The sequence below is a fragment of the Ideonella sp. genome (assembly GCF_041914305.1).
Taxonomy (GTDB): Bacteria; Pseudomonadota; Gammaproteobacteria; order Burkholderiales; family Burkholderiaceae_C; genus Ideonella.
This window is the reverse complement of sequence record NZ_JAYSDQ010000003.1, coordinates 218,568-230,956: the sequence shown is the minus strand read 5'-3', so window position 1 is coordinate 230,956 and position 12,389 is coordinate 218,568. Positions and strand designations below refer to the sequence as shown.

Here is a 12,389-nt window from a genome sequence, read left to right as displayed (position 1 = left end):
ACATGAGCCCCGCCAAGCTGTTGCTGATCGATGACGATTCCCGCCTGACCTCGATGGTGGGCGAGTACCTGCGTGGGCATGGCTTCGATGTCGACACCGCCGGCTCGCTGGCCTCTGGCCGCGAGCGCCTGCGCAGCGGCCTGTACGACGCGCTGGTGCTCGACCTGATGCTGCCCGATGGCGACGGCCTCGAGATGACCCGCGAACTGCGCGGCGACGCCCGCACCCGCCGCTTGCCGTTGCTGATGCTCACCGCCCGCGGCGAGCCGATGGACCGCATCATCGGCCTGGAGATCGGCGCCGACGACTACCTGCCCAAGCCCTTCGAGCCGCGCGAGCTGTTGGCCCGCATCAAGGCGTTGCTGCGCCGTGCCGCGCCCGAGCCGGCGAGCGACGAGCTGCTTCGTTTCGGCCGGCTGGAGATCGACCTCGGCGCGCGCGAGGCGCGGCTGGACGGCAAGCGCTGCGACCTCACCGGCCACCAGTTCGAGCTGCTGACCGTGCTGGCCAACAGCCCCGGCCGGGTGCTCAGCCGCGACCAGATCATGGACGCGCTCAAGGGCCACCCGATGGAAGCCTTCGACCGCTCGATCGACGTGCACGTCTCGCGCATCCGCGCGGTGATCGAAGACGACCCGAAGAACCCGAAGCGGGTGCTCACGGTGCGCGGCACCGGCTATGTCTTCGCCCGCAAGCAAGACCAGGAATCCGCCGGCAATGATTGAGGCGGTGCCGTGTCAGCACCCCGGCCGCCTGAACTGGACGGCGCTGGACGACCCTAGCCCTGCGCGCCGGCGGCGCCGACCGCGCCCTTGAAATCGCTCTACCTGCGCATCTGGCTCACGGTGGTGACCGCGCTGGCGCTGTTCGCGCTGGCGTCGGGCTGGCTGGTGCAACGCCATCTCGAGCAAGAGCGCCAGCGCGCCGAGGCCATCATCACCGAGCGGATGGCGGCCTGGGGCGACCTGATCCAGAACTCGATCCCCGGCCCCGGCGCCAGCACCGACGAGCAGACCAACGCCTTGCGCGAATGGTCGCGCCGCCTGCGTGTGCCGCTGGCACTGCACGACGCGCAAGGCCAGCGCATCGGCGCGTCCGAGTCGTACATGCGGCGCGAGGCCGAAGGCCCGAACGGGCCGCGCCGGCCGTTCTCGATCCACCTCGAAGATGGCCGCACGCTGTGGCTGATGCGGCCGAACCTGGCACGCGTGCAGCGTGGCGAGCCGGGGCCCGAAGGTGAGCGCCCGCCGCTGGTCGTGGGCACCGTGGTCGGGCCTGGCGGGCCGGCATCGGGCGTCGTCGTGCACAGCGTGGGTGGTGAAGACCGTATCGACCTGCCCCCGGGCGCGCCGCCGGGGCCGCCACCCGATGTGGTGCTGGTCGGTGGTGGGCCGGGCGGGCCTGGCGGGCCGGGGGGCCCCGGTGACCTGGGGCCCGGGCGCACCGGCGGCGGTTTCCGGATCGGCCTGCCCGTTCCGACACCGGCGGCCGACTGGCTGGCCAGCCTGGGCCTGGTGGCGCTGTTGTTGATGCTGTTTCTGGCCGTGGCCGGTGGCGCCTACCCGGTGGTGCGCCGCCTGACCCGCCGCCTGGAGACCTTGAAGCAGGGTGTCGAAACCTTCGGCGCCGGCGCGCTGCACCACCGCGTGGCCGCCGATGGCGAAGACGAGGTGGCCGCTGTCGCCGCCAGTTTCAACCGCGCCGCCGCGCGCATCGAGGCGCTGGTCAAGTCGAACCAGAGCCTGCTGGCCAATGCCAGCCACGAGCTGCGCTCGCCACTGGCGCGGCTGAAGATGGCGGTGGCGATGCTCGACGACGCGCCGCCGGCGATGCTGGCCGGCCTGAAACGCGAGATCAACACCAACATCGGCGAGCTGGATTCGCTGGTCGAAGAGGTGCTGCTGTCCAGCCGGCTCGATGCCGGCGTGGTGCACGACCTGGGCGAACAGGTGGACCTGGCCGGCCTGCTGGCCGAAGAGGCTGCCCGCTTCGGCGCCGAGCTGACGGCCTCGCCGCAGGGCTCGACGCTGCGGGTGCGCGGCAGCGAGCGCCTGCTGCGGCGGGCCGCGCGCAACCTGCTGGAAAACGCGCGCCGTTATGGCGGCGGCGAGATCAGCGTCGAGCTGGCCGATGCCGCCGGCGGCCATGTGGCGCTGCGGGTCTGCGACCGGGGCGCCGGCGTGCCCGAGGCCGAGCGTGAGCGCATCTTCGAGCCCTTCTACCGCCTGCCCGGCCATGCCGAGCGCGAAGGCGGCGTGGGCCTGGGGCTGGCGCTGGTGCGCCAGATCGCGTCGGCCCACCAGGGCACCGTGAGCTGCGAGGCGCGCGAAGGCGGCGGCAGCTGTTTCGTGATCACGCTGCCGGTGGCGACCTGAGAGCCCGACAGTCTCTCGGTCATGCCCGAAAAACTCTCAGGCTCTGAGCTTCAGCTGCATCAGCGCCGCAAGCGCCACGCCGGCCACCACCAGGCCCGAGGTGGCCGCGGCCCAGAAACCCGGCGCGCCCTGCAGCGCCGGCGGCGTGTTGCCCAGCAGGTTGAACGCCAGCGTGTAGCCCCCGGCCAGGCCCATGCCCCACAAGGTGCCGGCGTAGATGAACATCGGCAGCGTGGCGATGCGCCAGGCCCGCAGCACGAAGGCGGCAATGGTCTGCACCGCGTCGGCCAGGTGAAACACCACCAGCCAGGCCAGTAGCGGCAGCGCTGCGGCGGCCACCGCGGCATCGGTGGTGTACAGCGCGATCACCTGCTGGCTCGTCAGGTAGATCAACAACCCCAGCGCCGTGGCCAGCGCCGCACCGAGCGCAATGCCGTGCCAGCCGAGCCGGCGTGCATCGGCCAGGTCGCCCGCGCCGATGCGCTGGGCCACCAGCGTGCCGGTGGCATTGGCCAGCCCGAGCGGCAGCATGAACATCAGCGAGACGATGTTGACGGCGATCTGGTGGCCGGCCACCGGCAGCGTGCCGATGCGCGAGATCAGCAGCGCCATCATGCTGAAGCCGGTCACCTCGACGAGGATGGCCAGGCCCATCGGCACACCCAGCCGCAGCAGGCCCCACAAGGCCTTGCGGTTGGGCTCGTGCACGCCGCGGCCCCAGAGCTTGAACGGGGCATAGAACGGATCGCGCCGCAACAGCACCGCGGCTAGCAGCACCTGCACCCACATCGCCAGCGCGGTCGCGATGCCGGCCCCGGTGACCCCCAGCTCGGGCACGCCCAGCGACGGCACGCCGAACACCAGCGCGGCCGACAGCGGTAACTTGAGCACCAGGCCACCCAGCTGCAAGGCCATCACCGCCTTGGGCCGCGAGACGGCGGTGTTGAAACCGCGAAAGACGGTGAACAGCATCGCCGGCGGCAGCGCGAAGGTCAGCGCCAGCAGGTAGCCGCGCACCCGCTCGGCAATCTCGGGGCTGGCCTTGGCGACCCACAAGAAGGGCTGCGGGAACAGCAGCAGTAGGCAGCCCAGCACCGACAACACCAGCGCCAGCCAGACGGCCTGGTGGGCTTCGTCGCCGGCGGCTTCCAGCCGCTGCGCGCCGAACAGCTGGCCGGCGATCGGCGACACCGCGAGCACGATGCCCATGAAGCCGACGAAGATGGTGACGTAGGCCGCAGCCCCGACCGCGAACGCCGCCAGGTCGGCCGGCGAGTGGCGGCCCACCAGCACGGTGTCGATGGTGCTGAAGGCCAGCACCGCGATCTGGCCGACGACGACCGGCCAGGCCAGCGGCGTGATGCGCCGCACGTCGGTCCAGAAGCCTTGGCCGCGTTGGCTGATCGTGCGGGCCGGGGCGCTGCTCACGCCGCGCCTTCGGGAGGGTGCGGCGGGAACGTCTCGGCAGCCGGGTGGTCGGATCCGGTCGATGCGCGCGCCCGCTCGGCGTAGCGGTTGAAGCGCCAGGCCTTGGCCTCGAGCGTGATGCGGCGCCAGACCATGCGCTTTTCGCCCGGGCTCAGCACCGGCCAGTCCTGCACCTCGTCTTCGGTGCGGCCGCAGCCCTTGCAGATGGCGTCGCCCTGGGCGGTGGAGCAGATCGCGATGCAGGGGGCGTCGGGCGTGCTGGCATACCAGGCCAGCCAGGCGTCGCGGGCCTTCGGCGGCATGCTGTGCTCGTCGGCCTCGTTCTCGCGGTAGTACACCATGTAGGCGTACACCTCGGCCAGCGCGCGCACCTCGGCGCAGGCGGTCACGCCATCGGGCGACGGCGAGCGCTCGCGCCACCAGTTGATGGCGAGCTCGATGTCATGGATGTGGATGCCGGCCATGCGCGCTGGGTTCGTGGGGCGCTGGTGGCCGTGGGCGGCCAGCCAGGGGAGCGCGATTCTAGGGCTGGCGCGGCGCTCGCTCAGCATGCTGCGGCCGAGGCCCCCACGCCGGGCAAGGGAAACACCAGGCAGGTCGTGGTGCCGTGCGCGTAGAGCTTGCCATCGGGCCCGACGATGCGGGCTTCGGCCGTGGCCATCTGGCGCCCGCTGTGCACCACCTGGCCGATCGCCCGCAGCGGGCCGCTCTTGGCCGATGCGGCGCGCACGATGTTCACGCTCAGCTCGGCGGTGGTGTAGCCCATGCCGACCTGCATGGTGGTGTGCACCGCGCAGCCCAGCGCCGAGTCGAGCAGCGTGGCGTACCAGCCGCCGTGCACCGAGCCGAGCGGGTTGTAGTGCTTCAGCGCCGGCGTGCCCTGGAACACGGCCTTGCCGAACGCCACCTCGACCAGGCCGAAGTCCATCGTGTCGGCGATGTGCGGGTAGGGCAGCTCACCGGCGAGCATCGCGTTCAGCGTCTGCAGGCCGGTCAGCCCGGCCACATCGGCCGGCGCGGCCAGGCCGGCGCCGCGGCCGGCGTTCATCCGGGCCTGCAGCTCGTCGTACTGCTGGGTCCACAGATCCAAGGTGTGCTGCGGGGTCATGCGTGATCCTTTTGTTGTAGCTACAATAGTTGCAGATGCAATATAAATCATGACACAGCCGATTGCCAACCCTGCTGCCACCGCGGCGACACCCCCGGCGCCGCGCCCCAAAGATTGCACGCACGACAAGCTGCGCCGCTTGATGCGCCGGATGTCGGCGCACTACGACGCACGCTTGCGCCAGGTTGGCCTGAAGACGACGCAGTTCTCTCTGCTGGCGCGGGTCGGCCACCTCGGGCCGGTGCGCCCGGCCGACCTGGCCGAGGCGATGGGGCTCGACGCGTCGACGCTGACGCGCAACCTGAAGCCGCTGGCGCAGGCCGGCTGGCTCACGGTCAATGCCGGCGTGGACGCCCGCAGCCGCCTGGTCAGCCTGACCGACACCGGCCGCGCCAAGCTGCTCGAGGCCCGGGTGCCCTGGCGCGAGGCGCAGGCGGCGCTGGCGGTGCAACTGGGCGCCGAGCGCGTCACCGCGCTGCATGCGCTGATCGACGAATCCCTGGCCTTGCTGCCAGCCCATGAGCCCGAAGACGGAGCACAGGATGACTGACTCTTCCACCGCGCCACCCGGCCTGCCCAGCCTGCACTGGGGCTGGATCCTGCTGGCGGCCGCCGGCACCTTCGCGCTGACGATGGGCGTGCGCCAGACGATGGGCTTGTTCCTCGGCTCGCTCAACAGCAGCACCGGGCTCGGCCTGGCCAACATCAGCCTCGCGTTCGCTTTTGGCCAGCTGTGGTGGGGCCTGACCCAACCGTTCGCCGGTGCGCTGGCCGACAAGCTGGGCGCGGGCCGCGTGCTGCTGACCGGCATGGCGCTGGTGGCGCTCGGCACGGTGCTGACGCCGCTGATGAGCAGCACGCCCGGCCTGGTCTTCGCGATCGGCGTGCTGGCCGCCGGCGGCGCCGGCATGGCCGGGCCGGCGGTGCTGATGTCGGCCGCGTCGCGCCTGATCCCCGCGGCCCGCCGCGGCCTGGCCACCGGCATCGTCAATGCGGGCGGGTCGTTCGGTCAGTTCGTGATGGCGCCGCTGGCCGGCGCGCTGACGCTGGGGCTGGGCTGGGCCAGCGCGATGCAGGTGATGGGCCTGCTGGTGCTGCTGGCGCTACCGGCCGCGTGGGTGCTGCGCGGCAACTCGGCGCATGCAGCCACGGCGGCGACCAAGCCGGTGTCGACCCGCGAGGCGATCGGCACGGCGTTGCGCACGCCCAGCTACCTGCTGCTCGCGGCCGGCTTCTTCGTCTGCGGCTTTCACGTGGCGTTCCTGGCCACCCACTTGCCAGGCGTGGTCGCAGCCTGCGGGTTGCCGCTGCAGTACAGCGCGTGGGCGCTGGCGGTGCTGGGCCTGTTCAACATCGTCGGCAGCCTGACGATGGGTTGGGCGGTGGGCCGCTGGCGCATGAAAACCTTGTTGTCGCTGGTCTACGCGGCCCGCGCACTGGGCGTGCTGGCCTTCATGCTGGCGCCGAAGTCCGGCGTGGTGGTGCTGGTGTTCGCGGGCTTCATGGGCCTGACCTTCTTGTCCACCGTGCCGCCGACAGCCGGCCTGGTCGCCAAGTTTTTCGGCCTCGGCAACATGGCCACCTTGTTCGGCCTGGTGATGCTGAGCCACCAGGTCGGCGGCTTCCTCGGCGCGTGGCTGGGTGGCCGCGTGTTCGAGCGCAGCGGCAACTACGACCTGGTCTGGATCATCGACATCGTGCTGGCGGTGGGCGCCGCACTGATCCACCTGCCGATTCGCGAGGCGCCGCTGCGGCGGGTGGCGGTGTTGGCTCCAACTTGACAGGTGCTTACCGTCGAATCGACGGTTGTTGCATGATGTCCTTGCTACATTAGCGTTAGCTGTCCAGTAGGGCGGCGTTAGCAATCCGATGTGGGAGGAATCGATGAGCATTCGAGTCAAAGTGGTCGCGCACTCGGTCGCGCTGCTGGGGATGGTGGGCGCGTCGGCCGGTGCCTTTGGCCAGACTTACAAGGTCTTGGAGATGCCTGCCGGCAATGGCGAGGCGCGTGCGGCCGCGATCGATTGGAGCGGTCGGATCCTGGTCAACCTCGACAAGCCGACGGGCCAGACCATCAGCCTGCTTTGCAGCACGGATGGCTGCACGAAGCTGGGGCCGAAGGGCAGGTCCGTCAGCTACCAGGCCATGGAAAGCAATGGGGACTATGTCAGCTACGCAGGCAGCGCGAAGTATGGCGACGCGGACTGGGCCATTCGTCAAGGAAATGGCACCACCGAGAAGCTGGTCAAGGGGATCGCCCGAGGGATCGACCAAGATGGCCGAACCGTCATCGGCGAAACCGCGGCGGGGCGGGCGTTCTACTTTGACGACAGCCTGCATTTCCTGCCGACTTTGGGTGGTGAGCGCACCATTGCCATGTCGATTTTTGATGGGCTGGTGGGCGGTGCGTCGCTGACAACACAGGGGGCGATGCATGCGATGCTGTACTCGATCGGTGGCGAGCTGGTCGACGTCGGCGTCTTGCCGGGAGGGGACTCGTCGATCGCCATGTCCGCTCGTGGGAGCGGTTATGTGGGCGGCTGTTCCAACGATGCCCCCGGCAGTTCGGCCATGCGGCCGGTGCTTTTCCAGATGTCCATTGAAGTCACGTTGCTGGATTCCCTGTATGGGCCCGACACACAAGGCTGCGTGTTGTCCAACCATGGCTACGACTCGATGGTGGGTTGGGTGCTCAAGCCGTCGGCGCCGGAAACCCGCGCGGCGATCCACTGGGGCAACGGCTACGGTTGGCGTGACCTGAATGAAGTGGTCCGGGCCAAGGATCGAAAAGCCTACACCTTGCTTGTGGCGAACGACGTCAGTCCGTATGGTCAGATTGCGGCCACGGCGCGGCGCCGCTCCGACGGCGCGTCCGTCGCGGTGTTGGTGACACCCGTCCGCTAGACCAGCAGGCCGTCGTTGACCCAGCGTCGCAGCGCTCCGGCCATCCAGGCCGACGCGTTGTCCTGGTGGTGGATGACTGCGAGTTCGCTCAAGCTGGAGAAGGTTGCGCCGGCGAGGCAGGCTGACAGCACGGTGGCCTCGTCCGGCTGCAGCGAACGCCACCGGGTTTCCAGACCCTGGCGCCAGATCAGCAGGCGGTGCTCCAAAGCCTCGGGCGCGTCGGTCGTCGCCTCTTCGTCATTCGTCAGCGCCTGCCAGATCGGCTCGACGGCCCATTGCAGCGCCAGCAGGTGGACCGAAGGATGCGCCGCAAAACTTGCGTCGGGCCATTGCTCGGGGGGCAACGCGGCGAGGTCGGCAAAGGCCAGCGGCGTGGCGTCGGCCGCATCGAAGCTGCAGCCGAGCGCCCACTCCATCGCGGCCAGGTCGGCCAAGGCCGGGTGGGGTAGGGCCTCGGGGTGGGGGGCCAGCCAGGCGGGCAGGGCGTCACCGAACCAGCGGATCGATGGCTGGCGCGAAGGCTGCTCAGCCAGGTAGGCGAGGGCCAGCGCGGCGAAATCGTCGTCGCCGAGCACCCGGTGCAGGACCGGCAGGTTGCTGCGCAGCGCTTCGATCAGGCGGGCTCGGTAGGCGTGGTGGTAGACGCCGACGCGTGGCGGCTGGCCCTTGACGGCACGCAGCAGCGGCGTGGTCGCCGGTGGTTCGTCGGCCAGCAGCAGGGCCGCGAAGGCGCGCTGCTGGTCCAGCAAATCGATGGGTGCGGCATTGCTCATGCCGCCAACTCCGGCACCGCCCGGTTGGCCAGGGCCGCCGCGGCCTCTCGCCGCGCGCGCGCCAATTCGTCGACCAGTTCAGCCAGCGGCGGGATGTGGTCGTCGCGCTCGATCATCGTCGGCACCGGGCCGAGGCGCGCGATGGTGTGGCGGTACAGATCCCAGACGGCCTCGCACACCGGGTGGTCGTGGGTGTCGATCAGGAAGCCGTCGTCGCCCGTCTCGTGGCCGGCGAGGTGAATCTGGCGCACGCGCTCGGCGGGCATCGCGTCGATGAAGACCTTGGCATCGAAGCCGTGGTTGGTGGCGCTGACGTAGACGTTGTTGACGTCCAGCAGCAGCTCGCAGTCGGCGAGCCGGGCCAGCTCGGCGATGAACTGCCACTCGCTCATCTCGTCGGCCGACCAGGTGACGTAGCTGGAGACGTTCTCCAGCAGCAAGCGGCGGCCGAGCGCGTCTTGCACCTGCAGCACGCGATCGACCACATGGCGCAGCGCCGCCTCGGTGTAGGGCAGCGGCAGCAGGTCGTGCAGGTTGTGCCGGTCGACGCCGGTCCAGCACAGGTGATCGGACACCCAGGCCGGCTCGATGCGATCGGCCAGCGCCCGCAGGTCACGCAGATAACCCCGGTCCAGCGCATCGGCCCCGCCGATCGACAGCGACACGCCATGCATCACCATCGGCACATCGCGGCGGATCGCATCGAGGTGCGCCAACGGCTTGCCGCCCGGCACCATGTAGTTTTCGCTGATGACCTCGAGCCAATCGACCCCGAGCTTCGGCGCCGGCGTGGCGCGAAAGTCCGCGTAGTGATCGGTCCGCAGTCCGAGGCCGAAGCCGATGAGTTGGCTCATTGTTTGCACGCGGCGCTCCGCAGGAGCCGCCGCATTCAAGTGGCGTGCGCGGATCCGGCTCTGCCGGTCCGCTGCGCGAGCCCCCTCGGGGGGCAGCCCCCGGAAGGGGGCGTGGGGGTCAACTGTTTGGGGTCAACCCTTGACGATGGTCCCACCCGCCTTGGTGCACTCGTCAGCAGACTTCTTGTTGACCCAGCCCTGGCCCTTGCAGCTGTTCTGGCCCTTGCATTCGCTCTTGGCGGTCTTGCATTCCGAGGTGCCTTTGCAGCTGTTGACGCCCGAGCACTTGACGCTGCCGTCTTCGGCCGCTTGCGCCATCGGGGCAGCGCCCAGGGCGAACAGGGCTGCAGCAGCCGCAGCAACGGCGAGGCCCGACTTGGTGGTCTTGTTGATCATGTTCATGGGTTTCTCCTGGTGGTCAATTGAACTGAGGCGTTGGGTACGGCGCGGGCCCGGAATGGGCGCACGCCGCACGCCAGTTGGTTTGTACTGGGCGACGGCCGTGGGTGGTGCGTTCGAAGATTGCGAGCTGCAACCGAACGCTTCGCACGCACGGCAGGTGACGAGACTCAGCCCTTGACGACCGTGCCGCCTTCCTTGGTGCACTCTTCGGCGGACTTCTTGTTGACCCAGCCCTGGCCCTTGCAGCTGTTGTGGCCCTTGCATTCGCTCTTGGCGGTCTTGCACTCCGAGGTGCCCTTGCAGCTGTTGACGCCGGAACACTTGACGCTGGCGTCGGTGGCCGCCTGGGCCATCGGGGCGGCGCCGAGCGTGAACAGGGCGGCAGCAGCAGCGGCGATGGCCAGGCCGGACTTGGTGGTGGTGAGATTCATGTCGAGCTCCATTGATTTGACGGGTAGATGAATCGGGTGGGACCCCGAAGAGCCCGGCCGGTCCGGCAGCGCGCAAGCGGCTTCCAGATCGACCTTGCCGCGGTTCGTCGCGGGGGTGGCCGAGTTCTTACAGCCCATACGCAAATGAATTGAAATTGGACGCAGTGCACTTTGCACAGACCGGCCGATTGCTTGCGGGCCGCACGCCCCTGAAACAGCGGCCGGCCCGCAAAATCGCCGGCCATGAAAAGACGAACCCTGGTGGCCGGCGCAGGTGGCGCGGCCATGACCGTGGCGGTGTTGGGCGCCTACGAATCGGTCCGCTATCTGATGGGCAGCCCGCAGCCGTCGACCCGGGCGGTCCAGAAACCGCTGGGCGAGTTCGATGTCGATCCGCGCTGGATCCTGGCGGGAGACCCGGTGTTCTCGGGCACCGAGCTGGCGCGCTCACCAGACGGCAGTTCGGTCAGCGGCCTGTGGGCCTGCGAAGGCCCGACCACCTTCGAGTGGCATTTCGGCAGCGACGAGACGGTCCACCTGCTCGAGGGCCGGGTCGACGTGGAATACATGGGGCGCCGGTTCAGCATCGCGCCTGGCGGCACCGCCACCTTCCATGCCGGCACCAAGGCGATCTGGCACGTGCCCACACGCGCCAAGAAGGCCTACACGCTGCACCGGCCGAACCTGCTGGTGCGCGCCTGGCGCAGGGTCAACCGCCTGTGGCAAGGGGAAGCCCACCACGCCGGCGGCGCCAGCGCCTGACCGGCGCCACGCCCCGAACGGCCCGTGAGGGGCTTACCAGGACGGCCGGCCCAGGCCCATGACCCGGCGGTACCACTCGTGGAAGTGCTGCATGCCGTCTTCCATCGGGCTCTGGTACGGGCCTGACTCGTCGTCGCCGCGCTCGAACAAGGCCTTGCGGCCGGCGTCCATGCGCTCGCCGATCTCGTCGTCCTCGATGCAGGTCTCCATGTAGGCGGCGCGCTGGGCCTCGACAAATTCGCGCTCGAACGCGGCGATTTCCTCGGGGTAGTAGAACTCGACGATGTTCAGCGTCTTCTGGGCCCCCAACGGGTACAGCGTCGAGACGGTCAGCACGTTCGGGTACCACTCGATCATGATGTTCGGGTAGTAGGTCAGCCAGATCGCGCCGTGCTTGGGCGGCCGGCCGTTGCCCGAGCGCAGCACCTGGTCGTGCCAGCGCTGGTAGACCGGCGAGCCGGCGCGCTCCAGTGCGCTGCGCACCCCCACCGTCTGCACCGAATGGTGCTTGCCGAACTCCCAGCGCAGGTCGTCACAGGTGACGAACTGGCCCAGCCCCGGGTGGAAGGGGCCGACGTGGTAGTCCTCGAGGTAGACCTCGATGAAGGTCTTCCAGTTGTAGTTGCACTCGTGCAGCTCGACGTGGTCGAGCACGAAGCCCGTGAAGTCGAGATCGGCCCGGGGCCCCAGCTGGCCCAGGTCGGCGGCGATGTCGCGGCCGTTGTCTTCGAAGACGAGGCCGTTCCAGGTCCGCACCTTGTAGTTGTTCAGGTGCAGGCAGGGGTCGTGGTCGAAGTGCGGTGCGCCGACCAGCTGGCCGTGCAGGTCGTAGGTCCAGCGGTGCAGCGGGCAGACGATGTTCGAGCGCGTGTTGCCGCGCCCACGCAGCATCACCGCCTGGCGGTGGCGGCAGACGTTGGACACCAGTTCGACGCCCTGGCGGGTGCGCACCAGCGCGCGCCCCTCGCCTTCTTGCGGGAGCGCGTAGTAGTCGCCCAGTTCAGGCACGGACAGTTCATGCGCCAGGTAGCGCGGTCCGTGCTGAAAGATGAGTTCCTGCTCCCTACGGAGCAGATCCTCGTTGAAATAGGTGGATACGGAGAGTTGCGAGCGCGCGCGCTCCAGAGCTTCCAGCGTGATGCTCAGGTCCGACATGATCCCCAGGATCTCCAAAAAGCATGTCTGCCCCCCACCCGGTGGCCCCGCGGGTGGGTCTGAAAAATGAAACCCCGCTTCTCACCTGTGAGGTTGGGCAGCGGGGGCACACATTCTAGCCGGGGCTGTCGGGTCCGGGCCACGCCAAGGGCAATTTGCTGCGGCTTTTGCCTTGTCTGACGGGCCGGATACGGGTT

14 protein-coding genes are annotated in these 12,389 nt (G+C 69.3%); 6 read left to right on the top strand and 8 right to left on the bottom strand.

All coding sequences use genetic code 11. The features are described 5' to 3' along the window. The first annotated feature begins 2 nt into the window (after positions 1–2). Positions 3–725 (top strand): response regulator, encoded by a 723-nt coding sequence (locus tag ACE3SG_RS05755; RefSeq protein WP_374563332.1) that lies wholly within the window; start codon positions 3–5, stop codon positions 723–725. 87 nt (positions 726–812) lie between these two features. Further along, on the top strand, positions 813–2,375 hold the full coding sequence (locus ACE3SG_RS05750; RefSeq protein WP_374563052.1) for an ATP-binding protein: 1,563 nt from the start codon (positions 813–815) through the stop codon (positions 2,373–2,375). A gap of 36 nt (positions 2,376–2,411) precedes the next feature. Here the strand turns inward: ACE3SG_RS05750 and ACE3SG_RS05745 are convergent, their stop codons facing one another. The 3 genes from ACE3SG_RS05745 to ACE3SG_RS05735 all read right to left on the bottom strand — a co-directional run bounded on the left by ACE3SG_RS05745 (position 2,412) and on the right by ACE3SG_RS05735 (position 4,911). After that, positions 2,412–3,803: an MATE family efflux transporter gene (locus ACE3SG_RS05745; protein ID WP_374563050.1), complete on the bottom strand. Its 1,392-nt coding sequence runs from the start codon at positions 3,801–3,803 to the stop codon at positions 2,412–2,414. Further along, the gene (locus ACE3SG_RS05740; RefSeq protein WP_374563048.1) at positions 3,800–4,267 is read right to left on the bottom strand and encodes a DUF3717 domain-containing protein; all 468 of its coding nucleotides are present in this window, start codon (positions 4,265–4,267) and stop codon (positions 3,800–3,802) included. Before ACE3SG_RS05740 ends, ACE3SG_RS05745 begins: the two co-directional genes overlap by 4 nt. Before the next feature lie 80 nt (positions 4,268–4,347). Next, positions 4,348–4,911, bottom strand: coding sequence for a PaaI family thioesterase (locus ACE3SG_RS05735; protein ID WP_374563046.1), 564 nt, complete (start codon positions 4,909–4,911; stop codon positions 4,348–4,350). A 49-nt stretch (positions 4,912–4,960) separates the two neighbouring features. Between ACE3SG_RS05735 and ACE3SG_RS05730 the strand changes: the two genes are divergently transcribed. The 3 genes from ACE3SG_RS05730 (at position 4,961) to ACE3SG_RS05720 (ending at position 7,815) form a co-directional block, all read left to right on the top strand. Next, on the top strand, positions 4,961–5,461 hold the full coding sequence (locus tag ACE3SG_RS05730) for a MarR family winged helix-turn-helix transcriptional regulator (protein ID WP_374563044.1): 501 nt from the start codon (positions 4,961–4,963) through the stop codon (positions 5,459–5,461). Next, positions 5,454–6,692 carry an MFS transporter gene (locus ACE3SG_RS05725; RefSeq protein ID WP_374563043.1) on the top strand — a complete coding sequence of 413 codons (1,239 nt, stop codon included), beginning with the start codon at positions 5,454–5,456 and terminating at the stop codon, positions 6,690–6,692. The genes ACE3SG_RS05730 and ACE3SG_RS05725 overlap by 8 nt, the downstream gene beginning before the upstream one ends. Positions 6,693–6,795: 103 nt before the next feature. Next, positions 6,796–7,815 carry a hypothetical protein gene (locus ACE3SG_RS05720; RefSeq protein ID WP_374563042.1) on the top strand — a complete coding sequence of 340 codons (1,020 nt, stop codon included), beginning with the start codon at positions 6,796–6,798 and terminating at the stop codon, positions 7,813–7,815. On the opposite strand, the gene ACE3SG_RS05715 is transcribed toward ACE3SG_RS05720, so the two are convergent. The 4 genes from ACE3SG_RS05715 to ACE3SG_RS05700 all read right to left on the bottom strand — a co-directional run bounded on the left by ACE3SG_RS05715 (position 7,812) and on the right by ACE3SG_RS05700 (position 10,275). Beyond that, on the bottom strand, positions 7,812–8,588 hold the full coding sequence (locus ACE3SG_RS05715; protein WP_374563041.1) for a putative DNA-binding domain-containing protein: 777 nt from the start codon (positions 8,586–8,588) through the stop codon (positions 7,812–7,814). The genes ACE3SG_RS05720 and ACE3SG_RS05715 overlap by 4 nt on opposite strands. Continuing rightward, a complete protein-coding gene (locus ACE3SG_RS05710; RefSeq protein ID WP_374563330.1) occupies positions 8,585–9,442 on the bottom strand; it encodes a DUF692 domain-containing protein in 858 nt (285 codons plus the stop codon). The genes ACE3SG_RS05715 and ACE3SG_RS05710 overlap by 4 nt, the downstream gene beginning before the upstream one ends. A 132-nt stretch (positions 9,443–9,574) precedes the next feature. Next, the gene (locus tag ACE3SG_RS05705; RefSeq protein WP_374563040.1) at positions 9,575–9,844 is read right to left on the bottom strand and encodes a hypothetical protein; all 270 of its coding nucleotides are present in this window, start codon (positions 9,842–9,844) and stop codon (positions 9,575–9,577) included. Positions 9,845–10,011: 167 nt separating this feature from the next. Next, positions 10,012–10,275 carry a hypothetical protein gene (locus ACE3SG_RS05700; RefSeq protein WP_374563039.1) on the bottom strand — a complete coding sequence of 88 codons (264 nt, stop codon included), beginning with the start codon at positions 10,273–10,275 and terminating at the stop codon, positions 10,012–10,014. 243 nt (positions 10,276–10,518) lie between these two features. On the opposite strand from ACE3SG_RS05700, the gene ACE3SG_RS05695 reads away from it, so the two are divergent. Further along, positions 10,519–11,037: a cupin domain-containing protein gene (locus tag ACE3SG_RS05695; protein ID WP_374563038.1), complete on the top strand. Its 519-nt coding sequence runs from the start codon at positions 10,519–10,521 to the stop codon at positions 11,035–11,037. A 33-nt stretch (positions 11,038–11,070) separates the two neighbouring features. On the opposite strand, the gene ACE3SG_RS05690 is transcribed toward ACE3SG_RS05695, so the two are convergent. Further along, a complete protein-coding gene (locus ACE3SG_RS05690) occupies positions 11,071–12,192 on the bottom strand; it encodes an SRPBCC family protein (RefSeq protein ID WP_374563037.1) in 1,122 nt (373 codons plus the stop codon). Between the last annotated feature and the right edge of the window lie 197 nt (positions 12,193–12,389).

Coding starts and splice junctions, on each gene's coding strand:
- ACE3SG_RS05690 (WP_374563037.1), bottom strand. CDS start 12,192: ATGTCGGACCTGAGCATCACGCTGGAAGCTCTGGAGCGCGCGCGCTCG.
- ACE3SG_RS05715 (WP_374563041.1), bottom strand. CDS start 8,588: ATGAGCAATGCCGCACCCATCGATTTGCTGGACCAGCAGCGCGCCTTC.
- ACE3SG_RS05740 (WP_374563048.1), bottom strand. CDS start 4,267: ATGGCCGGCATCCACATCCATGACATCGAGCTCGCCATCAACTGGTGG.
- ACE3SG_RS05735 (WP_374563046.1), bottom strand. CDS start 4,911: ATGACCCCGCAGCACACCTTGGATCTGTGGACCCAGCAGTACGACGAG.
- ACE3SG_RS05730 (WP_374563044.1), top strand. CDS start 4,961: ATGACACAGCCGATTGCCAACCCTGCTGCCACCGCGGCGACACCCCCG.
- ACE3SG_RS05705 (WP_374563040.1), bottom strand. CDS start 9,844: ATGAACATGATCAACAAGACCACCAAGTCGGGCCTCGCCGTTGCTGCG.
- ACE3SG_RS05725 (WP_374563043.1), top strand. CDS start 5,454: ATGACTGACTCTTCCACCGCGCCACCCGGCCTGCCCAGCCTGCACTGG.
- ACE3SG_RS05720 (WP_374563042.1), top strand. CDS start 6,796: ATGAGCATTCGAGTCAAAGTGGTCGCGCACTCGGTCGCGCTGCTGGGG.
- ACE3SG_RS05755 (WP_374563332.1), top strand. CDS start 3: ATGAGCCCCGCCAAGCTGTTGCTGATCGATGACGATTCCCGCCTGACC.
- ACE3SG_RS05695 (WP_374563038.1), top strand. CDS start 10,519: ATGAAAAGACGAACCCTGGTGGCCGGCGCAGGTGGCGCGGCCATGACC.
- ACE3SG_RS05710 (WP_374563330.1), bottom strand. CDS start 9,442: ATGAGCCAACTCATCGGCTTCGGCCTCGGACTGCGGACCGATCACTAC.
- ACE3SG_RS05700 (WP_374563039.1), bottom strand. CDS start 10,275: ATGAATCTCACCACCACCAAGTCCGGCCTGGCCATCGCCGCTGCTGCT.